Source organism: Rhodococcus sp. RD6.2 (assembly GCF_001040705.1).
Lineage (GTDB): Bacteria > Actinomycetota > Actinomycetes > Mycobacteriales > Mycobacteriaceae > Rhodococcus_G.
The window spans coordinates 352444-373428 of the sequence record NZ_CVQP01000007.1 but is presented as its reverse complement, the minus strand read 5'-3'; the positions used below and the strand labels follow the sequence as shown (position 1 = coordinate 373428).

The following is a 20985-nucleotide window of genomic DNA, read 5'->3' as shown; positions in this document are numbered from 1 at the left end:
GTATGCGGTCTCACTCGACGGAATACGCGTAGAACCCCTCACCGGTGGCGGCGCCGAGCTTGCCCTTGTCGATGTAGTTCTCCTTGATGTACTCGGCGAACCGCCGTTGGCCCTCGTCGCCGGCCGCGGAGATGTTGTACGCGGTGGTCAGGCCGACGACGTCGTAGATCTGGAAGGGGCCCATCGGCGCTCCGGTGCCAATGCGCCAGGTCTCGTCGATCATCTCCGGCTCCGCGATCCCGTCCACCACCAGCTGCCCGGCCGCGGAAAGGAACGGCACCAGAAGGGAATTCAGCAGGTAGCCGGCCTTCTCCTTCTTGATCTCGATCGGAACCATGCCGATCGCGGCCGCGAAGTCCACCACCCGCCGGTACACCTCGGGGTCGGTGCTGTCGGTGCCCATGACCTCGGCGGTGTTCTGCCGCCACACGTGGTTCGCGAAGTGCAGCGCCAGGAACTTCTCGGGGCGGCCGGTGAAGCCCTTCAGGTCGCTGGGCAACAGGGTCGAGGAGTTCGTCGCGAAGATCGTCTTCGCGGGGGCCACCTCACCGAGCTTGGTGTAGGTGTCGCGCTTGAGGTCCAGGTTCTCGGGGATGGCCTCGATGACCAGGTCCGCGTCCTCGACGGCGTCCGCGAGGTCGGCGGAGTAGCGAATCCGGTCCAACGCTGCGTCGGCCGCACCGTCGGCGGCACCGTCGACTTCCGCCTTGTAGGTCTGCGCCAGTCCGGCGAACCGGGCCTTCGCCTTGTCCAGAACCTCGTCGCTGATGTCGTACGCGACGACATCAACTCCGTGATAGGCGGTCTGGTAGGCGATTTGGGATCCGAGGACACCCGTCCCCAGTACGGTGACCTTGTTGATGGCGGTCATGACTCTTCCTTTCCCTGACTTGTGATCAGTGGCTTTCGCGGCGCGGTGTGGTACCCGGCCACGATCAGTTCGATCTGCCGATGCAGCACCTCGGATGCGATCCCGGGCGTGCGCGTCCGAGCGACGGGTGCGGCGATCTCCATGTGCAGCACCGCGAAAACGGCTCGTGCTGCAGCGATCTCGTCGGCACCGACCCGTTCGCCGTCGGCGAGACAGTCGGCGATCAGTTCCTCGAATCGGGTGACGATCGCGAGGCCCGCGATCCGGAACGGCGCATCGGCCGGACCGAACAGCAACTCCCGTTGATAGGCGACGAGGTTCTCGTCGCCCGCGCGCCCCGAGTAGAGGACCGGTGCGACGAGCGCGAGCACCCGCTGAACGGGGTCGGCGATACCCGCCGAGTCGACCTCGCCTCGCGCGACGGCTGCCGCGAATTCCTCGTTGCGGACCATCAGGAGCAACTCGGCCTTCGTCGACGCGTACCGGAACAGCGTCCCGATCGCGATGTCGGCGCGGTCCGCGACCTGCTGTGTCGTGACGGCCTCGAAGCCGTGTTCGGCGAACAACGTCCGAGCCGCGTCGGCGATGCGGGCATGCTTCTCGGCCTTGCCCCGCTCGCGGCGTCCGCCTGCGACCTCGGCCATCGGACTCACCTCCGACAAATAATGAACTTCACTCATTAATGAGTGTACTCCGTTATTTGCGGACACGCCCCTCCCGGTGTCGATCACCACACGGGCCGAGCCGGCGATTCCGGAGACTCACCGGGCTCACAAGGTCAGTCGGGCAGACCACCGTCGGACGAGTCGTCACCAGGCCGGTCCGCGACCGGCCACGGGCGCCGACCGTCACCCTCGACGAGATGCCGGAACGGCTCGAGGTTCTTCAGCGACTCGCCGCGCGAGACCCGCCAATCCCATTCCCGCCGAATCGAACTCGCGAAACCCAGCTCGAGGAGGAGGTTGAAGTCGCCGTCCGCGGCCTCCAACACCTGCCCGAGCACGCGATCCAACTCGTCACCCGTCACGGCATGCGTGCTGATTCTGCCGACGAGGTAGATGTCGCCGACCTTGTCGATCGTGTAGTGCACCCCGTACAGCCGCCGGTTGCGGCGCAACAGGTACTTGTAGACACCCTCGAAGTTCTCGTCCGGCTTGCGGCACACGAACGCCTCCACCCGCACCCCGTGGTTGCCCACGGTCAGCAGGCAGCTCGTCTTCAACTTGTGCTCGCCCGGCAGTTCGACCACGAACTGGTGCGCCGCCGGACGGGAGAAGTCGAGTTCCCGCTCGGTCAGCGCGGCCTCGATCGACGTCGCCGTCTCGGTGGTGCTCACGCTCGTACCCCTCCCAGTCTGCGCAGTTTCCACAAGCCTCGGCTGCCGCGACGCGACGCGAGGTCCGGATTGCGGCGGTATCCGGCCACCGCCCGGTGATAGCTCTCCAGCAATCCGTCCGCCGTCCGCGCCCACGAGAAGTTGGCCGCATGGATCGGCGCGTTGCGTGCCAACTTCGTGCGCAAGTCGTCGTCGACGAGGATTGTGCGTAACGTGTCGGCCCAGTCCCGAGCATCGTGGCCGGACACCAGCAGTCCGCTGTGTCCACCGCTCACCGCGACGCCCAGCCCGCCGACGTCCGCCGCGACGACCGGGGTGCCACTGGCCTGCGCTTCGAGCGCGACGAGCCCGAACGACTCGGAATAGCTCGGCACCGCCACGACGTCGGACGCCCGGTACACCTGCACCAGACGGTCGGGCGGTTGCGGCGGCAGGAACGTCACCCGTGCGGAGATCCCCAGCTGCGCCGCCAGTTCGATCAGGGAATCGGGGCGGTCGAGACCGGTCCCGGACGGACCTCCGACGATCAGTACCCGCAGCGGCAGCGCGGGTTCGCGCTTCTGCAGTTCGGCGGCAGCCTTGAGCAGCACGTCCGGGGCCTTCAACGGCTGGATCCGCCCGACGAAGGTGACGACCAGCTCGTTTCGGTCGAGCCCCAGTTCGGTTCGGGCGGCGGCGCGGTCTCCGGGCCGGTAGCGGGTCAGGTCGGCACCGGGTGCCACGACGTCGACACGGTCGCGGTCGGCGCCGTAGATGTCGACCAGCTGGTCGGCCTCGGCCGAGGTATTGGTGACGAGGCGGTCGGCCTCGGCGACGACCTGCTGCTCGCCGATCTGCCTCGCCGCAGGCTCCGGCGTGTCCCCTTCCGCGAGTGACGCGTTCTTCACCGCGGCGAGTGTGTGCGCGGTGTGCACGAGCGGCACACCCCACCGGTCCCTGGCCAGCCATCCGACCTGACCGGACAACCAGTAGTGCGAATGGATCAGGTCGTAGTGGCCGGGCTCGTGATGAGCTTCCTCCCGCAGCACCCCGGCCGTGAACGCGCACAACTGCGTCGGCAGGTCGTGCTTGTCGAGGCCCTCGAACGGCCCCGCCACGACGTTGCGCACCAGCACACCGGGCGCCGCCTCGACGACCGGCTCGTCGGCCGACGACGTCGCGCGAGTGAAGATCTCCACCTCGACGCCCCGCCGCGCCAGTTCGACCGCGCTCTGCAGGACGTACACGTTCATCCCGCCCGCGTCACCGGTCCCAGGCTGAGCCAAGGGCGAGGTGTGGACCGACAGGACGGCGACCCGCCGCAGTCGGTGGTTCAGTGCTGGCGTCACCCCTCCATCTTGCCTTGCTGTCGGCCGGGCGATCGACGCAGGACCCGCTGCGAAGCGATCCAGCACGCTAGTGACACAACGCACTGTCACGAATCCGGCGCGTGCGGTGTCCCAGGGTCGACAGTTCGTTCTCACGTGATCGAGAGGAGCGAAAGCACCATGAACAGCACAGCCCACGTGGTGATAGTCGGAGCCGGGTACGCGGGAGTCACCGCGGCGAACCGGATCCGCGCCGGCGCACATCCCGACGTGACGGTCACGGTCGTCAACCCGGTCCCCCACTTCGTCGAACGGATCCGGCTGCACCAGTACGCCGCGGGCAGCGGCACCGCCACTGTCCCCCTGACCGACGTCCTGCACCCCGACGTCCGACTGCTGGTCGATGCCGTCGACCGCATCGGCGACCGATCGCTGACCCTCGTCGGCGGCACCGTCCTCGACTTCGACCATCTCGTCTACGCCGTGGGCAGCGGCCCCGGAGGTGGCGTGCCCGGCATGGAGCACGCGCACACCGCCGCGTCCCTCGACGACGCCGAGCGCCTGCGGGGCCGACTCGACGCGACCTCCCCGGGTGCCGTCGTGACGGTCATCGGCGGCGGCCTGACCGGGGTCGAGAGCGCCGCGGAGATCGCCGAACAGCGCCCCGACCTGCGGGTGCGACTGCTGTCGTCGGGGCGGGTCGCGACCGGACTCTCGGAGTCGGGCAGAAAGTCGGTCGTCCGCACCCTGGGCCGGCTCGGCGTCGAGGTCGACGAGGGCGCCACTGTCGCCGCGATCGAACGCGGTGCCGTCGTCCTCGCGAACGGCACCACCGCACCCACCGACGTGACCGTCTGGGCCGGACCGTTCGCTGTCCCCGACCTGGCGCGCCGCAGCGGACTTCCCGTCGACGACCTCGGACGCCTGCGCACCGACGACACCCTGGCCGCCCTCGGACACCCGAACGTGGTCGGCGTCGGGGACTCCGTCGCACCCCCGGAGCGGGTCGCGCGACACCTGCGCATGAGCTGCCAGGCCGCGATCCCGCTCGGCGCGACCGGCGCCGACACCGTCCTCGCCCAGATCGCGGGCGCTGAGCCCGAACCGCTGTCGATCGGCATGGTGCTGCAGTGCATCAGCCTCGGCCGCCACGCGGGCGTGGTGCAGGTGGTGCGCACCGACGACAGCCCGCGCTGGCTCGTCCTGCGGGGGCGCATCGGCGCCTTCGTCAAGGAACGCGTCTGCCGCTCCACGGTCCGCTGGATCGGCCCGCGCACGGGCACCTATCGTTGGCTGTCGGGACCGGCGGTCGCGCCGGAGGGAGCGGAGGTGTCCGCGTGAGTTCGGTCGAGGTGTTCACCGAGTACCGTCCCCTGCTGTTCACCATCGCCTACGAGATCCTGGGCAGTGCCGCGGACGCCGAGGACGCCCTTCAGGAGAGCTACCTGCGCTGGTCCAGCGTCGACGAATCCGAGGTGGAGAATCCGCGTGCCTACCTCGCGCAGATCGTCACCCGACAGGCACTCAACCAACTCCGCTCGGCCCGTCGGCGACGCGAGGAGTATGTCGGAAGCTGGCTGCCCGAACCGATTCGCACGCAGCCGGACGCGTCCGAGGACGCGGTTCTCGCCGAGTCCGTGACGATGGCGATGTTGCTGGTCCTCGAAACCCTCGGCCCCGACGAGCGCGCCGTGTTCGTGCTGCGGGAAGTGTTCGGCTTCAGCCATCGCGAGGTTGCCGAGTCCGTCGGCAAGACCGAGGACGCGGTGCGTCAGATCGCGCACCGCGCCCGGTCCCATGTGCACGCGCGGCGGCGGCGGTTCACACCGCCCAGCGCGGAGGCGCAGGCGGTGGTGGGGAAGTTCCTGACCGCCGCGGTGACCGGTGACGTGCAGGCGTTGATGGACCTGATGGCACCGGATGTCGTGGAAATCTCCGACGGCGGCGGCAAGGTCAGCGCTGCGCGGCGCCCGATCGTGGGACGGGAGCAGGTGGCGCGATTCATGGCCGGGCTCACGCGGTTGGCGCCCGCAGGACTGCGGTTCGAGCCGGCGGTGTTCAACAACGTGCCGTCGATGATCGTCCACACGGCCGACGGTCTCGACCTCGTCGCGATGTTCGAACTGACCACGTCGGGCAGCGACTCGGCCGGGTTGATCTCGGGGATCTACCTCGTCCGCAACCCCGACAAGCTGGAGGCGGTGGACCGGGCACGGACGCTGGCCCGCTGAGCGGGGCCGGCGTCGTCGCCCGACGCCGCGCCGGACTTCCGGTGGCCGAGTGCGTGCCTCGCGGCCGCGCTCGGCACAGGCCCGTTCCGCAGCTGCCGCAGTCGTGTACGCCGTTCGTACTCATTTTGTGTGCAGGTTTTCGAGATTTGCTCATCCGTTGCCGACCGTGCCCCTATCGTGACCTCGAACCTCGCCGACTCGGACACACGTCCCAGTCCGAGGCAGCGGTCTTGAGCAACGAAAGGTTCAGCGAGTTGAGGAAGAAGAACACTCGTCGGCTGGTCGCCGGCGCAAGTACGGCAGCGCTGGCGGCGGGCTTCGCCGCGTCCTTCGGCGTGGGGGCGGCGTCGGCTGCGCCCGTGAATCAGTCGACGACCTCCGGCCAGTGGACGTTCAACCGGACCATCAGCAACGGCACGCCTGCCCCGGGCGAGACGATCACCGTCACCAACGACATCCGCTTCAACGGTGGCCTCGCCCCGACCATCAGCGCGCTCAAGGACATCCACGCCGCCTGCCTGACCTATGTCGCCAACTCGTCACGAGTCGACGGCAGCGGCGTGGGAACCACCACCCCCGACGCGACCACGGTGAGCATGAACGGCTCCTGGATCCGCAGTGCGGTCAATCGCAACATCAGCTACACCGTCCAGTACACCGTCGGCGCGAACTGCGCCCGCGACGCCGCTCTGACCAGCGGCGCCGCCGTCAGCGCCAACCAGAGCCTGAGCACGACGAACGCCACCGCCGGACCCAGCGTCTCGGTGGCAAAGGACGCCACGCAGACCACTGTCACTGTCGGCCCCGCCCCGCAGGCCACCAAGGTCTCGACGCTGACGGCGACCGTCACCGCGGGCGCCACCGGAACCGTCGAATTCGCCGACAACGGCACCGTCCTCGGCACCGGAACCATCAACAACGGCACCGCCACCTACAGCTGGACCCCCACCGCTGCACAGCCGTACTCCATCACCGCGAAGTACCTCGGCGACGCCACCCACGCGCAGTCCACCTCGGCTCCGCAGACCGGCACCGTGACCCCGGCCCCGACTGCACCCGGCGCACCGACCGACCTCGCCGCCAACCCGGCCACGGTCACCGCAGGCGGCACCGTCACCATCACCGGCAAGGCCGAAGCAGACTCCAACGTCACCGTCACCGCCGGCAACAAGACCTGCACCGCCACCGCTGACGGCACCGGAAACTTCGCCTGCGACATCACCACCGACGCAGCCGGCACCCTCACCGTGACCGCGGTCGCCNCCAACAACATCGGCACCAGCCCCGCCTCCGCCCCGATCTCGGTCGACGTCACCGCGGCACCGACGGCACCCGGCGCACCGACCGACCTCGCCGCCAACCCGGCCACGGTCACCGCAGGCGGCACCGTCACCATCACCGGCAAGGCCGAAGCAGACTCCAACGTCACCGTCACCGCCGGCAACAAGACCTGCACCGCCACCGCTGACGGCACCGGAAACTTCGCCTGCGACATCACCACCGACGCAGCCGGCACCCTNACCNTNACCGCGGTCGCCACCAACAACATCGGCACCAGCCCCGCCTCCGCCCCGATCACCGTCGACGTCACCGCGGCACCGACCGCACCCGGCGCACCGACCGACCTCGCCGCCAACCCGCCCACGGTCACCGCAGGCGGCACCGTCACCATCACCGGCAAGGCCGAAGCAGACTCCAACGTCACCGTCACCGCCGGCAGCAAGACCTGCACCGCCACCGCTGACGGCACCGGCAACTTCGCCTGCGACATCGTCACCGACGCAGCCGGAACCCTGACCATCACCGCGGTCGCCACCAACAACATCGGCACCAGCCCCGCCTCCGCCCCGATCTCGGTCGAGGTCACCGAGGTTCAGTCCGGGACTGCGGTCATCTCGGTGACCCCGGCCGCACTGATCGCGGGAACCGAGGCGACCATCACGGTCACCGGCGCCGATGCGGGAACCCCCGTGACGGTCAAGGTCGGCACCACGACGGTGTGCACCACCACCGTCGCCGCTGACGGAACGGCATCCTGCCAGTGGATCCCGGCCGCGGGCGCCCAGACGCTGACCGCCGAGGTCGTCGTCGACGGCACCGCAACCACCGTCACCAAGGCCGTCACCGTCGCTCCCGAGGGCAACCCGGGTGACGGCGCCGGATCGCTGTCCAACCTGTTCGGGTCGTAAGCCAGACTGATCGGGCCGGATCAGGTCTGATCCCACGGCCCGCTCGACACGAAGAGCCCCACCGGAGTCATCCGGTGGGGCTCTTCCCGTGAACACGCGAGGGCGGCCGATCCGGCCGGTGCGCCGGCCAGGCGTGGGTCAGCCGAGGCTGCTCACGAAGGCGATTATCTCGGCGACGAAGCGGTCCGGGTCCTCGACGAACGGGCCGTGGTCGCAGCCCTCCCAGAACGACGCCGTCGCGTTCGGAATCAGGTCGGCCGCGTGCCTGCCCGCGGACACGTCGACGACACGGTCGGCGGTGCCGTGGACGATGAGCGCCGGGATGTCGAGGGCGGCAAGGAGGTCGTCGTGCGCGACCTGGCGGCCGAACAGGGCGGCCCGCACCCGCGGCGGCGTCGACAGGCTCGCTCCGAACAGTGCCTGCGACTGCGGGCCGACGCCCTCGGTGTCACCGGTCAGCGCGGTCCCGAAGCTGCCGAGGGCGCGGATCGCGTCCCCGGGGTTCTCCGACAGCGCCGCCGGCATCGCGTCCCGCATCGCCGTGCCGACCCGACCGCCCTGCTGGCCGCGGCCGATGCTCGTGATCGCGCCGACGAGAACGATGCCCGCGACGGCGTCGGTGCCGCACTCCGCGAGGTAGTCGGCGATCACGAGCCCGCCGTACGACCAGCCGACGAGGACGGCGTCACTGGTGACGTCTTCCGCGGCGAGGATCGCGGCGACGTCGCCGGCCCAGATCTTCGAATCGTCGTAGCCGACCTCCGGCGCACCCGAGTAGCCGTGGCCCCGCAGATCGACGGCGATTACCCGGTAGTTCGCGGCGAGGGCGTCGAGGACGCCGGATCCCCAGCAGTTCATCGACTGCGCCCAGCCGTGCAGCAGCACGAGTGGACGTCCGTCCTCGATGCCGGTGACGCGGTAGGCGAGTGGGGTGCCGTCGATTCCGTACGCTTCGCGAAGAGCCATGCCGCCACCGTAACGCGACCGGAGCTCCGTCAGGTCCCGCCCCCTGTCGGGTGCGACACCGCATGCAGCATTCCGTCCCACACGTCGACGAACGTGGCGAGTTCGACGCCGTCCGGTGCGGTTCCGGCCCGGTCGTACCGGGAGAGGGTACGCAGTGCGCTCTCATACACCATGCGGATCCGGACACCGCGGACACGGTCCGGGAGGTCAGGAAGGGCGGCGCGCATCGCCTCGTCGACGGTCTTCGCGCTCGCCGTCAACGACGGGTCCGCGGTCGCGAACGCGTCCGCCAGGATCCCGGCGTCCATCAGTCGGTCGAGCAGGCCGACGTAGTGGAACCCGTTCTCCAGACATGACACGAGAGGCCGCACCACCGCCCACAGGGCGTCGCGTGTGGACAGCGCACCGCCCGCCGCCCGCATCTCGCCGACGAGACCCATCCGTTCGGCACTGATCGCGGGCAGGCGATGTTCGAAGATCGCGCGCAGCAGGTCTTCCTTCGAGCCGAAGTAGTAGCGGATCACCGATGCGTTTCCCTGCCCTGCGGCGCAGCGTATCTCGGCGAGGGTGACGCTCTCGTAGCCGCGGCGCGCGAACAGTCGTTCCGCCGTCTCGATCAGCAGGATCCGGGTCTGTTCGCCCGCGTTGTAACGGCCGCGCCGCGCGGACTGGAGGGTCACCATGACCGCTTCCCTACCGGACAGCACCGATGGGGGCAACGGATCTGCGCACGGCGATCGCATCGGTTCCCGAATTAACAGCGCGCAATTACTTTCGTCCGCATCGACACAGCGTCGCAGCGCCTCCGCAACCGCGATCCCCAATCCTCCGAGGAGAAGCCTTGACCACCACCGAGATTCGACCGGAAACCTCGCACGACATCTACGCAGCAGGTGGCATCACCGTCACCAAGTTGGGCGAGAACATCGGCGCCCTCATCGAGGGCGTCCACGTCGACGGGGACATTTCCGCCGCGACCGCGTTCGCGATCCGCTATGCCCTCGCCGCGAACAAGGTCGTCGTGTTCCGCGGCCAGCACCACCTCACCGACGACATCCAGTACGAGTTCGCCCGCACGCTGGGCTCGCCGACCACCACGCACCCCACGCTGACGTCCGAAGACAACCGCACCCTGGTCATCGAGGGCGCCGCCAACAGCTGGCACACCGACGTCACCTTCATCGATCGCATCCCCAAGGCCTCGATCCTGCGGGCCGTCAACATCCCGCCCTACGGCGGCGCCACCACCTGGGCGTCCACCACCGCCGCCTACCACCAGCTCCCGGCACCGCTCAAGGCACTCGTCGACAACCTCTGGGCCGTGCACAGCAACGAGTACGACTACGCGGGAGTGCACGCCGATCGCGGTGGACCGGAGCGGGACGAGCGGATGAAGGAGTTCACCCGCACCGTCTTCGAGACCGAGCACCCCGTGGTCCGCGTCCACCCCGAGACCGGCGAGAAGAGCCTCCTTGTCGGACATTTCGTGAAGAACTTCATCGGACTCAAGAACGACGAGTCCGCGGCACTGTTCCAGCTGCTGCAGAACCGCATCATCCGGCTCGAGAACACCCTGCGCTGGGCCTGGACCCCCGGCGACCTGGTCATCTGGGACAACCGCGCCACCCAGCACTACGGCATCGCCGACTACGGCACGCACAAGCGCAGCGTGCACCGGGTCACCCTTGCGGGCGACGTTCCAGTCTCCGTGGACGGCGCCACCAGCCGCATCCGCACGGGCGACGCCTCGCACTTCTCGGTGATCGACACCCCCGACCGCTTCCCCGGCTTCGACGCCTGACAGAACGGACACGGTAGGCGCCTGTGCTCACGGGCGCCTACTGTGGCGTCATGCCGCGTCTCGTGGACGCATACCGCCGAACGGGAGCCGACCTCCCGTTCGGCGACCCGCGGCGCGCGCACGGCGTGGCGATGGAAGGCTACTTCTGGCGTTTCACCCGCCCCGACGGCACCGTCGTGATCGCACTGTGCGGCGTGAACCGCTCCCCCACCGGGCAGTGGGCCACCCTCGGACTCGCCGGCCACCCGCACGGATTCCTCCGGACCACCGCCCACCCGGTCGCCGACGCGGACAGCCACACACTCGGCGCGAGCGCCGGTGGCGCGTTTCTCGGCGACACCGGCAGCCTGTGCGTCGACCTGGGGCCGGACGCCCGACTGGACGTGGTGGTCACCGATGCCGCACCGTGGCCGCACCGGATGTTCGGTGGCTCCAGCGTCTTTCACTCCATTCCCGCCCTCAACCAGTACTGGCATCCCTGGCTGCTCGGTGGCACAGCCGACGGGGTCGCGATCCTGGGCGACCGGCAGGTCGACCTGGACGGCGCGCAGGTGTACGCCGAGAAGAACTGGGGCAAGGGCGGATTCCCCGAATCCTGGTGGTGGGGCCAGGCACAGGGCTTCGACGAGCCGGTCGCCTGCGTCGCCTTCGCCGGGGGTGACGTGAACGTCGGACCCCTGCGGACCGAGGCGACGTCCGTCGTCGTCCGACTCCCCGACGGCCGGGTGCTGCGGCTGTGCCCACCGACATCGCGGGTGCGCACGACCGTCACCGACGAGACCTGGACCTTGCGGGCACGCAGCGCCCGGTGGAGCGTCGACATCGACGGGAGCGGACCCCTGCGCGGCGCCCATGTCCTTCCTGTCCCGCTGCCCACCGAACACCGCAACGTCGCGGGCGCGATCGAGCACCTCGGCGCCCACATGACGGTGCGGGTCAGGCACGACGGCCGCGAATTCTGGTCCGGTACAAGCCGTCTCGCGGGCCTCGAACATGGCGGCCTGGACCGCGCACAGGCGGAGGTGCTGCGCCGGGGCGGACACCCCGACGCAGCCGATGCCCGTCCCGTCACACCTTGAAGTTCGGAGACTTCTTGATGTCGCGAATCAGGCGTGCGCCCTGCTTCCTCGATCGCTCCAGCTCGGCGCGCAACCGCGCGTCGGTGCGGGAGGCAGCGTGGGCCTTCTCCCGTTGCAGCCGGTGGTAGCTGTCGAGGCGCCGCCGGGTGAGCCGCCCGGACTCGACGGCAGCCAGGACCGCGCAACCCGGCTCGGCGGAGTGGGCACAGTCGGAGAACCGGCAGTCCCCCGCCAGTTCGGTGATCTCGGAGAAGGCCTGGTCCAGTCCTTCGTCGACCTCGTGCAGGCCGACGCCGCGCAGCCCCGGCGTGTCCAGCAGGACCCCACCGGCCGGCAGCGGCAGGAGCTCACGCCACGCGGTGGTGTGCCTGCCCTTGCCGTCGCTCGTGCGCACCGCGCCGGTGGCCAGGCGATCCTCGCCCAAAAGGTGGTTGCCGAGGGTGGATTTGCCCGCGCCCGACGGACCGAGCAGGACGATCGTCCCGCACAGAGCTCCGACGAGCGCCTCGAGACCGTCGCCGGTGGCGACGCTGGTGACCAGCACCTCCACCCCCGGGGCCACCGCGGTCACCTCGGCAGCCGCCGAGCCGGGGTCGGCGCACCGGTCTGCCTTGGTCAGCACCACCACCGGGGTGGCGCCGCTCTCCCAGGCCAGAGCGAGCATTCGCTCGATCCGCCCGTGCCGGACCGGATCGGCGAGGGAGACCACCACCGCAACGGTGTCGACGTTCGCGGCCAGGACCTGGCCGTCGGAGGTGCGCGACGCGCTGGAGCGAACCACGGCGGTCCGCCGCTCCAGAACCTCCTCGACGGCGGCGGAGTCGGTCGTGGTGGCCGGTCGGACCGCGACCCAGTCACCGGTGCACGGCGTCAGCCGGTCCTCGGTGCCCGACGGGCGACGAACCGTCGCTCGAATCGGGCCGGACTCGGTGACGACATCGCACAGGCTGCGCTCCGCCCGCACGATGCGGCCGGGCACCAGCCCGTCCGCGCGGAAGTGAGCGAAGGAGCGGTCACGTTCGGCGTCCCAGCCGTGATCGGCGAGAGTCAAGGCACGCTCGTGAGTGGTGAAACTGGTGTACTCGGAAGAAGATTCGTGAATCAAGACGGAGACCTTCGTGAAGGGGCCTCGCCGGACACACGCACACCCGAGAACTCCGCCGGGGCAGAGAACGGCAGGTGTGGATCAGGGCGAGGCCCGGGAAGTGGGGATGATCCGGGCGCTGCACACGGCAGCCGTCACCACGACAGTCATCAACCCACCTCGATCGGTCTCGATAGCAGCGGACTCCAGCAGTCCCACTACAAACACGCTAACAGCCTCGGCAACCGCTTTTTCCGACGCCGGATCGTGGAGATCCGCATCCGAAAAGCCACCATTGCGGCGGAGCCGCCTCTACCGTGGAGACATGTGCCGGCTCTTCGCGATGTCCAGTGCACCGGCCCGGGTGCGGGCCACGTTCTGGCTACTCGACGCCTCCGACAGCCTCGCCGCGCAGAGCAGGCGCGAACCGGACGGCACCGGCCTCGGCACCTTCACCGAGAGCGGTGAGCCCCTGATCGAGAAGCAGCCACTTGCCGCCTACCAGGATCCGGCGTTCGCAACCGAGGCCCGGGAACGGAAGTCGACGACCTTCGTCGCACACATCCGCTATGCGTCGACCGGCGGACTCACCGACACCAACACGCACCCGTTCACCCAGCGCGACCGAATCTTCGCGCACAACGGCGTCCTCGAGGATCTGCCGAAGCTGGACGCCGAGCTCGGGCCGTACCTCTCGCTCGTCCGCGGCGACACCGACTCCGAGCGCCTGTTCGCCCTGATCACCAAGCACGTCGACGCGTGCGGCGACGTCACCGCAGGTATCGGCGAGGCACTGCGGTGGGTCGCCGACGAACTGCCGGTACTCGCCGCGAACCTCGTGCTCACCACGGCAACCGAGATGTGGGCGGTGCGCTACCCCGACACCCACCAACTGTTTGTCCTCGAGCGCGGCGGCGACGCCGGCCGTCACCTCGAACACGCGAGCGCGGCAGGCACGGTCCGCGTCCGGTCCGGGGACCTGGCCACCGCGCCCGCCGTGGTGGTGGCCAGTGAACCGATGGACGAGAACCCCGGCTGGAGCCCACTCGCACCGGGCGAACTACTGCACGTCGCCGCGGACCTGACCGTCTCCCGCACGGTCGTCGTCGACCACCCGCCCGCGCATCCGCTGACGATGGCGGACCTGAATCCGACCGCCGCGGCCTCACAGGCGGGACACTGATCCCGCCCTACCATCGGACCCATGAACCTCGACGATCTACTGGCCTCGATGCCGTTCGCCGTCCACACCGGGGTCGCGCTCACCGCCGCCGGGCCCGAGGAGACGGTCGGAACTCTCGACTGGGACGACCACCGAACCACCGCAGGCGCCGCGATGCACGGCGGCGCGGTGATGACACTGGCGGACAGCGTGGGCGCCGTCTGCGCGTTCCTCAACCTCCCGCCCGGCGCCATGACGTCGACGACGAGTTCGAACGCCGTGTTCACCCGCGGCGTTCGCGGCGGCACCGTCACTGCGACCGCGCGCCCACTGCACGTCGGACGCTCCACCATCGCGGTGTCCGTCGAGGTCCGCGACGACGAGGGGCGCCTGGTGGCTCAGGTGACCCAGTCGCAGGCCGTGCTCGCGAACTGACCCCTGCGTCAGCCCACCGCGGACAAGGCCACCGCGTCCGGCGTCCGGCGTCGACGCTGCAGTTCCGGATCCGGCAGCGGCACGGCCTCGAGCAGTCCGCGGGTGTACTCGTCGCGAGGCTTACCGAAAACCGTTGCGGTGAGTCCGGTCTCTACCACCTCGCCGCGACGAAGCACCGCCACCCGGTCGGCGACCTGATGAACGACCGCGAGGTCGTGGCTGATGAACAGGCACGCGAAGCGGTACTCCTGCCTCAGGTCGGCGAACAGGTCCAACACCTCCGCCTGCACCGAGACGTCCAGCGCACTGGTCGGTTCGTCGGCGACGAGCAGTCGCGGCGCCAACGCCAGCGCCCGGGCCAGCGCGACCCGCTGACGCTGACCACCGGACAACTCCGACGGCCGGCGGTCAGCGAACGCTCGGGGCAGGCGCACCGAGTCGAGCAGTTCCTCGACCCGCGTGCGCAGCAACGCTCCGGACGCCGCCCGATGCACGACGAGTGGCTCCCCGATCGAGTCCGCAATGCTCCGCCTGGGATCGAGCGACGCCGCCGGATCCTGGTGCACGAGCGAGACACCACGCCGCACTGCCCGCAATTCGCGTGCGGACACCGTCGTCAGGTCGACGCCATCCACGGTGACCGCCCCCGACGTCGCCGTGACGACGCCGAGCGCGGCCCTACCGAGAGTGGTCTTGCCGGAACCGGATTCCCCCACCAGGCCGAGCACCTCACCCGCCGCGACGTCGAGGCTCACCGAGTGCAGTGCGTGGAACTCCTTGTTGCCCAGCCTCGCCGGGTACACGACGTCGAGGTCGCGGATCGACAGCACCGGCGTCTTTGCCGACGCCGCGACCTCCGCCACCTCCACATTGCCGTCGGGCAGGCGCGGGACGGCGGCCAGCAATTGCCGGGTGTACCGCTCCCGCGGCGCGGTGAACAGATCGTGCACCGCACGCTCCTCGACCAGCTTCCCGCGGCGCAGCACCGCAACCCGCTCGGCGATGTCTGCCACCACCCCCATGTTGTGGGTGATCAGCAGGATCGCGGTACCCCGCTCGTCGCGCAGGGAACGCAGCAGCGTGAGAATCTCTGCCTGCACCGTGACGTCAAGCGCGGTCGTAGGCTCGTCGGCGATCAGGAGGTCCGGGTTCCCAGATAGGGCGAGAGCGATCACGACGCGCTGCTTCTGCCCTCCGGACAGCTGATGCGGGTACCAGTCGACGCGCAGTTCGGGGTCGGGAATCTCGACCAAACGCAACAATTCGACCGCCTGGGCGCGGGCGTCGGCGCGCGAGATCCTGCCGCGCGCCTTCAGCGCCTGCGCGATCTGCCAGCCGACCTTCTGCACCGGGTTGAGCGCGGTCTGCGGTTCCTGGAAGACCATCGCCGCACGGGTGCCGCGCAGTCGGGCGAGGTCGGCCTCCGTGGTGCCGACGATCTCGTCGCCGCCGAGCCGGACGGAGCCGGTGGCTGCGGCGCCGTCGGGCAGCAGACCGAGCACGGCCTTCGCCGTCATCGACTTGCCCGACCCCGACTCGCCCACCAGCGCGACGATCTCGCCCGCCCCGACGGCGAGGTCGAGCTCGGTGACCACCGGATCGGTGTCCGGGCCGAACCGGATGGTGAGGTTCTCGATGTCGAGGATCGTCTGGGTCATCGTCGTGTACTCCTCTGAGCGGGGTTCCTTGATGTCACATTTGGTATCGCTGAGTGAGCCGATGTGACATCAGGGAACCGAATGCAGGGTCAGGTGCGCCGGGCGGAGCCGAGCGCCTGGGCGATCAGCAGGAACCCGAGCACCAGAGCCGCGATGACGGCGAGGGGGCCGATCGCGAACATGGGGTTGGCGTCGAGGTTCGGGACGGCGTCGGCGACGATCGACCCCAGTGACGGTTCGGGTGGGCGGACGCCGATGCCGATGAAGCTCATCGCGGACTCGACGAACACGGCCACCGACATCGACAGCGCGAGCTGCACCGCCAACGGTTCGGACGCGTTGGGCAGCACATGGGTGCGCAGCGTCCACCAGCGTGACGCGCCGATCACCTCGGCCGCCTCCACGTACGGCAGTTCCCGGATCCTGAGTACCTGGGTTCGGACGGTGCGGCCGAACATCGGGATCTCCGCGACGACGATGACGATGCCGACGGTCAGTGCGCCGGGACCGACGATCGCCGCCAGCGCTATCGCCAGGATCAGCGCGGGGAACGCGAGCACCACGTCGAACAGCCGCTGCGCGACGACGTCGGTGACGGGATGCAGCGTGGAGATCAGGCCGAGCAGCGAGCCGACGAGAGCACCGATCGGCACTGCGATCAGAATGATCTGCAGGTTGATCCGGATCCCGTGCAGGACACGGGAGTACACGTCCCGGTTGACCTCGTCGGTGCCGAACCAGTGTTCGGCGCTCGGCCCGAGGAGGTTGGCACCCGGGATCTGGGCGTTCGGATCGAACGGCGCGATCCAGTGCGCCAGCAGCCCCGCGAGCGCGACACCGGCAAGCAGCAGCACACCGACGAGCCCCTGACCCCGGGTCAGGGCGGTGACGACGGGCCGTCTGCGTCGCGGCGGATCGGGCACCGTCCGGTCCGCCGCGACAACCGTGTCCATCACCGAGGTAACCGCGTCGACCTTCGTCTCCGGCACGCTCACGACGATCCTCCGATCCGGATCCGGGGATCCAGGTAGGCGTGCACGACATCGGTGACGAGCTGGACGATCACGAAGACCGACACCGCGATCAGCAGCAGCACCTGCACGACGGGGTAGTCGCGCCGACTGATGCCCTGCTCGATCAGCTGCCCGATGCCGGGCCACGCGAAGATCGCCTCGACGAGCACCGCACCGCCGAGGAGCTGCCCGGTTTGCAGACCGAGGATGGTCAGCATCGTCGGCAACGCATTGCGCAGTGCGCTGCGGGTCACCAGGTTCCACCGCGACACCCCGAGTGCCCGTGCCGTGAGGATGTACGGCTGCCGCATCTCGGTGCGCAGCGCCTCGGTGAGGAATCGGGTGAGGGCGGCGGCGACCGGCAGGCCGAGGCAGACGGTCGGCAGCGCGAGGTACTGCACCGAGATGTCCGGCCGGGCGAGGAACCCGTCCGGGGGAACGCCGCCGGCGGGCAGCAGCGGGAGCAGCACCGCGAACACCAGCACCAACAGGACACCGGTGACGAACGTCGGCAGCGCCACGGCCAGGGTGTTGAAGGCCGCGACGACGCCCGTCAGCCATCGCGTCGGCCACACCACGACCGCGACCGACAGCACCAGGCTGACGACGACGGCGAGCAGCAGGGCGGCAGCCGTCAGCACCACCGTGTTGAGCAGGGCGTCGCCGACAAGGTCGGCGATCTGGCCACCGAGAACGTAGGACCGACCCAGGTCGAAGGTCACCATGTCGCCGAGCCAGGCCGCGTACTGGGCCGGGATCGAGCGGTCGAGACCCAGCGAATGCCGCACGGCAGCAATCGCTTCCGGCGAGGCATCCGGACCGGCGAGGGTGGTCGCCGGATCGCCCGGAACGAGTCGGAGGACGAAGAAGATCAGAAGCGAGGCCAACACGAGGACCGCGACTGCGGAGGGCACCCGATGCACGAGATAGCGCACCATGACGGGCTCCTTTCTCGGATCAGGCCAGGTAGGTGTCCGTGAGCTGGATCTCGGACCGCTTCGTCCACCCGACGTCCCGGACGGCCGCCGCTGCGGCGTACTGGTTGTAGATGACGCCGATCTCGATGAGGAACAGGTTCTCCAGCAGCTGATCGCTGACCGCCCCGTAGGCGGCGATCGCCTGATCGCTGAAGCCGTCCGGCACCTTCCACGCGGCGTCCGCGGCCGCGACGTACGCGGGACTGTCGAAGCGGGATGCGTTCTTCCGTGCGTTGAACGGGTACGCACTGACCGTCAGCGTCGACGGCACGTACTGCGCCCACGAGTGGAAGGTCACCCACAGGCCCGGGAACTGGGCACCGATCAGGTTCTTGACGAACGACGCGTACTCCTGCGGATCGAGCGTCGTCTGGATGCCGATCTCGGCGAGGTTCGCCTGCACGATCTGCGCCGTCGCCTCGTAGAACGGATTGCCCGCGCCATAGGACAGCGTCAGGTTCGGCACGGCCACAACGGATTCCGCGAGGACCTGCTTGGCCTTCACGACGTCCCGCGTGTAGGTGGAGTTGCGGGCCTCGTCGTACGCGGGTGAGGACTTCGGCCAAGGCAGGTTCACCGGGTAGCCCGAGCTCCGGAACACCTCGCTCACGATGCGCTCGCGGTCCAGCGCATATGCGATCGCCTTGCGCACCCGCACGTCGGACAGCGCGGGGTTGGTGACGTTCGTGCCGACGTACACCTGGAGTTCGGCGCCTTCCAGCGGAATCGCCTGGTATCCGGCCGTCTTGCCGATCGTCTCGATGTCGCGGTAGTTGAGTCCGTTGACGAGCTGGACCTGGCCGGACTTGAGGGAACTCAGCAGGGCCTGCGCGTCGGGGATGATCGACACCTCGACACGGTCGAGGTAGGGCCGTTCGGGGATCCAGTAGTTCTCGTTCCGCTCGAAGGTCAGCGAGGTGCTCGGCACCCGGGCCGTCAGCTTGAACGGCCCGGTTCCGATGAATGCCTCTCCGGCGGTGAGCTTGTCGATGGTCTCGCTGTCGAGGATCGGGACGGTGTCGAGCAGGTCGAAGATGTTGCCGAGAGGATGCGCGAAGGTCAGGACGAGTCGGTGCGGATCGGTGGTGTCGAACGCGGTGATCGCCGCCGCCGTGCTGCGCAGCTGCGCGGTCCACTTCGGGTCCGCGTAGGTCCGGATCGAGAACTCGGCGTCCTTCGACGTGAACGGGCGACCGCTGTGGAAGGTGACGTCGTCGCGCAGATCGAGCGCCAGCGACAAGCCGTCGGGGGCGAGCGTCCACCCCGATGCCAGTCGCGGCTGCGGCTCGACCTTGTCGTGCGGGTAGGAGATGAGGCTGTCGTAGGCCAGTCCGATGACGGTCGTCGCACCCGACGTGTTCGTCAGGAACGTCGCAGGCAGGACGTCCTCGCCGATCCCGGCCTTGAGGGTGCCTCCTCGTACAGGCTCGGACGTCCCGGCCGCGCCTGCGCTCTGCTCCTCGACGGCGGACGAGCAGGCACCGAGCAGCCCGGTCCCGAGGACGGCGACGGCGGTGAGGCCGGCGCCGCGGAAGAAGGTGCGCCGGTCGAGGGCCACATGAAGCGATGTCTTGCTCACTGAACGGAAGTCCTTCGAATAGAGGTGAGGGGATCGGAGTGCAGGGCGCTCAGCGAGACGACGCCCGCCGCGAATTCCTGGACTCGGTTGCCGAAGCCGGTGATACGAATGTCCTTGCGCGCCAAGCGCGATGTCCGGGCGAACGACTCCGCGACGTGCGGCACCGCTGCCGGATACTCGGTGAACGCCTGACCTCCGAGGATGACGCGGTCCGGGTTGAACAGGTCGTGCAGCATCGCCGCCGTCCGCCCGAGCACCCGTGCCCGCTCGACCAGCAGTTCGTGCGCCGCGAGGGAACCGGACGAGGCGGCGCGGTACACGCCGCTGATCCCGGCGTCGCGCGAGTCGACGATGCCCGCCGCGAGCGCGGCATCGGTGACGGCCCGGTCGCTGACGGTCGCCTCGAGGCACCCGCGAGCGCCGCAGACGCACCGCACGTCCGAGCCGGTCGGAAGATGCGCGATCGAGCCGGGTCCGCTCGACGGAGTGTGCACACGTCCGTCGAGTGTCAGTGCGACCCCGGCTGTTTCGCGAGAGTAGAAGTACAGGCTGGTGCCCGCGTTGGCATTGTCTCCGGGACGGTGGGGAGCGAGAAGCAGTTCGGACGCAGCCATCGCCTCGACGTGGCCCGCCACCGACACCGGGAGCCCGAGCCCTCCGCCGATGATGTCACCGACCGGTGCGTCCGACCAGCCCAGGCGCGGATGGTCGACGTGACCCGAAGTGGCGTCCACTCGGCCGCCGAGTGCGACGCCGACCCACAGGGGTCGGCGACGATGCCAGCGGCCGAGGAAGAGTCGGGCACTGCGGGTGATCTGTGCGAGTGCGAGATCCTGATGGCCGGAGGGAGTCGGGATCTCGACCGCACCGAGGATGCGTCCCCGCAGGTCACCGGCAACGATCCCGGTCACCAGCGCCCCGATGTGGACGCCGACGGTCAGGTAGGGCTCGTGGTTGACCTCGAACGGCACCCGCGGACGTCCGACGACGCCGGACGCCGTGAGGTCCGCGCGCTCACGCAGCAACCCCTCCCCGAGCATCGCCGCGACCTGGCGGTTGACGGTGGCGGTGCTGAGCCCCGTCGCCTTCGCCGCGGTGTCGCGGGAGATGGGGCCCTGTGCGCAGGCAACCCGAAACACCGCGGCGGCGGGCACGTCCGATATCCGCAGCGCGGGAGGCACGACCTGGGCCGACGTCGCGGGGCGGCGTACGGCGACGCGTGGGGCGCGGCGAACGGCCGGACGGGGATGGGTGGTCGAAGTCAGGGCAGTGATGGTCACAGGGTTCCTTGCGCTTC

General features: G+C 69.4%; 19 protein-coding genes. 7 read left to right on the top strand and 12 right to left on the bottom strand.

What is annotated here, in order from left to right; translation table 11 throughout:
* Window positions 1–10 precede the first annotated feature (10 nt).
* The 4 genes from RHCRD62_RS15410 to mshA form a co-directional block, all read right to left on the bottom strand.
* A complete protein-coding gene (locus tag RHCRD62_RS15410; RefSeq protein ID WP_050065583.1) occupies window positions 11–871 on the bottom strand; it encodes a 3-hydroxyacyl-CoA dehydrogenase in 861 nt (286 codons plus the stop codon).
* A complete protein-coding gene (locus RHCRD62_RS15405) occupies window positions 868–1515 on the bottom strand; it encodes a TetR/AcrR family transcriptional regulator (RefSeq protein WP_050065582.1) in 648 nt (215 codons plus the stop codon). Before RHCRD62_RS15405 ends, RHCRD62_RS15410 begins: the two co-directional genes overlap by 4 nt.
* Window positions 1516–1649: 134 nt before the next feature.
* Window positions 1650–2207, bottom strand: a complete 558-nt coding sequence (locus tag RHCRD62_RS15400; protein WP_157050944.1) for a type III secretion system chaperone family protein — start codon at window positions 2205–2207, stop codon at window positions 1650–1652.
* The gene (gene mshA, locus RHCRD62_RS15395; protein ID WP_050065580.1) at window positions 2204–3535 is read right to left on the bottom strand and encodes a D-inositol-3-phosphate glycosyltransferase; all 1332 of its coding nucleotides are present in this window, start codon (window positions 3533–3535) and stop codon (window positions 2204–2206) included. The genes RHCRD62_RS15400 and mshA overlap by 4 nt, the downstream gene beginning before the upstream one ends.
* Window positions 3536–3694: 159 nt before the next feature.
* Between mshA and RHCRD62_RS15390 the strand changes: the two genes are divergently transcribed.
* The 3 genes from RHCRD62_RS15390 (at window position 3695) to RHCRD62_RS15380 (ending at window position 7934) form a co-directional block, all read left to right on the top strand.
* Complete coding sequence (locus tag RHCRD62_RS15390) at window positions 3695–4855, top strand: NAD(P)/FAD-dependent oxidoreductase (protein ID WP_084734289.1); 1161 nt, start codon at window positions 3695–3697, stop codon at window positions 4853–4855.
* Entirely contained in the window at window positions 4852–5745 is an 894-nt protein-coding gene (locus RHCRD62_RS15385; RefSeq protein ID WP_050065579.1) for an RNA polymerase sigma-70 factor, read from the top strand. The genes RHCRD62_RS15390 and RHCRD62_RS15385 overlap by 4 nt, the downstream gene beginning before the upstream one ends.
* A gap of 254 nt (window positions 5746–5999) precedes the next feature.
* Window positions 6000–7934 carry a beta strand repeat-containing protein gene (locus RHCRD62_RS15380; protein ID WP_050065578.1) on the top strand — a complete coding sequence of 645 codons (1935 nt, stop codon included), beginning with the start codon at window positions 6000–6002 and terminating at the stop codon, window positions 7932–7934.
* 138 nt (window positions 7935–8072) lie between these two features.
* Here RHCRD62_RS15380 and RHCRD62_RS15375 read toward each other — a convergent pair whose 3' ends face one another.
* Together RHCRD62_RS15375 and RHCRD62_RS15370 are read right to left on the bottom strand one after the other, a co-directional pair.
* On the bottom strand, window positions 8073–8900 hold the full coding sequence (locus RHCRD62_RS15375; protein ID WP_050065577.1) for an alpha/beta fold hydrolase: 828 nt from the start codon (window positions 8898–8900) through the stop codon (window positions 8073–8075).
* A gap of 29 nt (window positions 8901–8929) precedes the next feature.
* A complete protein-coding gene (locus tag RHCRD62_RS15370; RefSeq protein WP_050065576.1) occupies window positions 8930–9583 on the bottom strand; it encodes a TetR/AcrR family transcriptional regulator in 654 nt (217 codons plus the stop codon).
* 158 nt (window positions 9584–9741) lie between these two features.
* Between RHCRD62_RS15370 and RHCRD62_RS15365 the strand changes: the two genes are divergently transcribed.
* Both RHCRD62_RS15365 and RHCRD62_RS15360 read left to right on the top strand, forming a co-directional pair.
* Entirely contained in the window at window positions 9742–10701 is a 960-nt protein-coding gene (locus RHCRD62_RS15365) for a TauD/TfdA dioxygenase family protein (protein ID WP_050065575.1), read from the top strand.
* Window positions 10702–10751: 50 nt separating this feature from the next.
* Window positions 10752–11780: a tocopherol cyclase family protein gene (locus tag RHCRD62_RS15360; protein ID WP_050065847.1), complete on the top strand. Its 1029-nt coding sequence runs from the start codon at window positions 10752–10754 to the stop codon at window positions 11778–11780.
* On the opposite strand, the gene rsgA is transcribed toward RHCRD62_RS15360, so the two are convergent.
* Window positions 11770–12831 (bottom strand): ribosome small subunit-dependent GTPase A, encoded by a 1062-nt coding sequence (rsgA, locus tag RHCRD62_RS15355; RefSeq protein WP_253277332.1) that lies wholly within the window; start codon window positions 12829–12831, stop codon window positions 11770–11772. The genes RHCRD62_RS15360 and rsgA overlap by 11 nt on opposite strands.
* A 358-nt stretch (window positions 12832–13189) precedes the next feature.
* Between rsgA and RHCRD62_RS15350 the strand changes: the two genes are divergently transcribed.
* Window positions 13190–14047, top strand: a complete 858-nt coding sequence (locus RHCRD62_RS15350; RefSeq protein ID WP_050065573.1) for a class II glutamine amidotransferase — start codon at window positions 13190–13192, stop codon at window positions 14045–14047.
* Window positions 14048–14068: 21 nt separating this feature from the next.
* Window positions 14069–14461 carry a PaaI family thioesterase gene (locus RHCRD62_RS15345; RefSeq protein WP_050065572.1) on the top strand — a complete coding sequence of 131 codons (393 nt, stop codon included), beginning with the start codon at window positions 14069–14071 and terminating at the stop codon, window positions 14459–14461.
* Window positions 14462–14469: 8 nt separating this feature from the next.
* Here the strand turns inward: RHCRD62_RS15345 and RHCRD62_RS15340 are convergent, their stop codons facing one another.
* The 5 genes from RHCRD62_RS15340 to RHCRD62_RS15320 all read right to left on the bottom strand — a co-directional run bounded on the left by RHCRD62_RS15340 (window position 14470) and on the right by RHCRD62_RS15320 (window position 20968).
* Window positions 14470–16119, bottom strand: coding sequence for a dipeptide ABC transporter ATP-binding protein (locus RHCRD62_RS15340; RefSeq protein ID WP_050065571.1), 1650 nt, complete (start codon window positions 16117–16119; stop codon window positions 14470–14472).
* 89 nt (window positions 16120–16208) lie between these two features.
* Window positions 16209–17072, bottom strand: coding sequence for an ABC transporter permease (locus tag RHCRD62_RS15335; protein WP_050065846.1), 864 nt, complete (start codon window positions 17070–17072; stop codon window positions 16209–16211).
* A gap of 38 nt (window positions 17073–17110) precedes the next feature.
* On the bottom strand, window positions 17111–18070 hold the full coding sequence (locus RHCRD62_RS15330; protein ID WP_050065570.1) for an ABC transporter permease: 960 nt from the start codon (window positions 18068–18070) through the stop codon (window positions 17111–17113).
* A gap of 19 nt (window positions 18071–18089) precedes the next feature.
* Complete coding sequence (locus RHCRD62_RS15325) at window positions 18090–19688, bottom strand: ABC transporter substrate-binding protein (protein ID WP_253277331.1); 1599 nt, start codon at window positions 19686–19688, stop codon at window positions 18090–18092.
* The gene (locus RHCRD62_RS15320) at window positions 19685–20968 is read right to left on the bottom strand and encodes an ROK family transcriptional regulator (RefSeq protein ID WP_172671071.1); all 1284 of its coding nucleotides are present in this window, start codon (window positions 20966–20968) and stop codon (window positions 19685–19687) included. The genes RHCRD62_RS15325 and RHCRD62_RS15320 overlap by 4 nt, the downstream gene beginning before the upstream one ends.
* Between the last annotated feature and the right edge of the window lie 17 nt (window positions 20969–20985).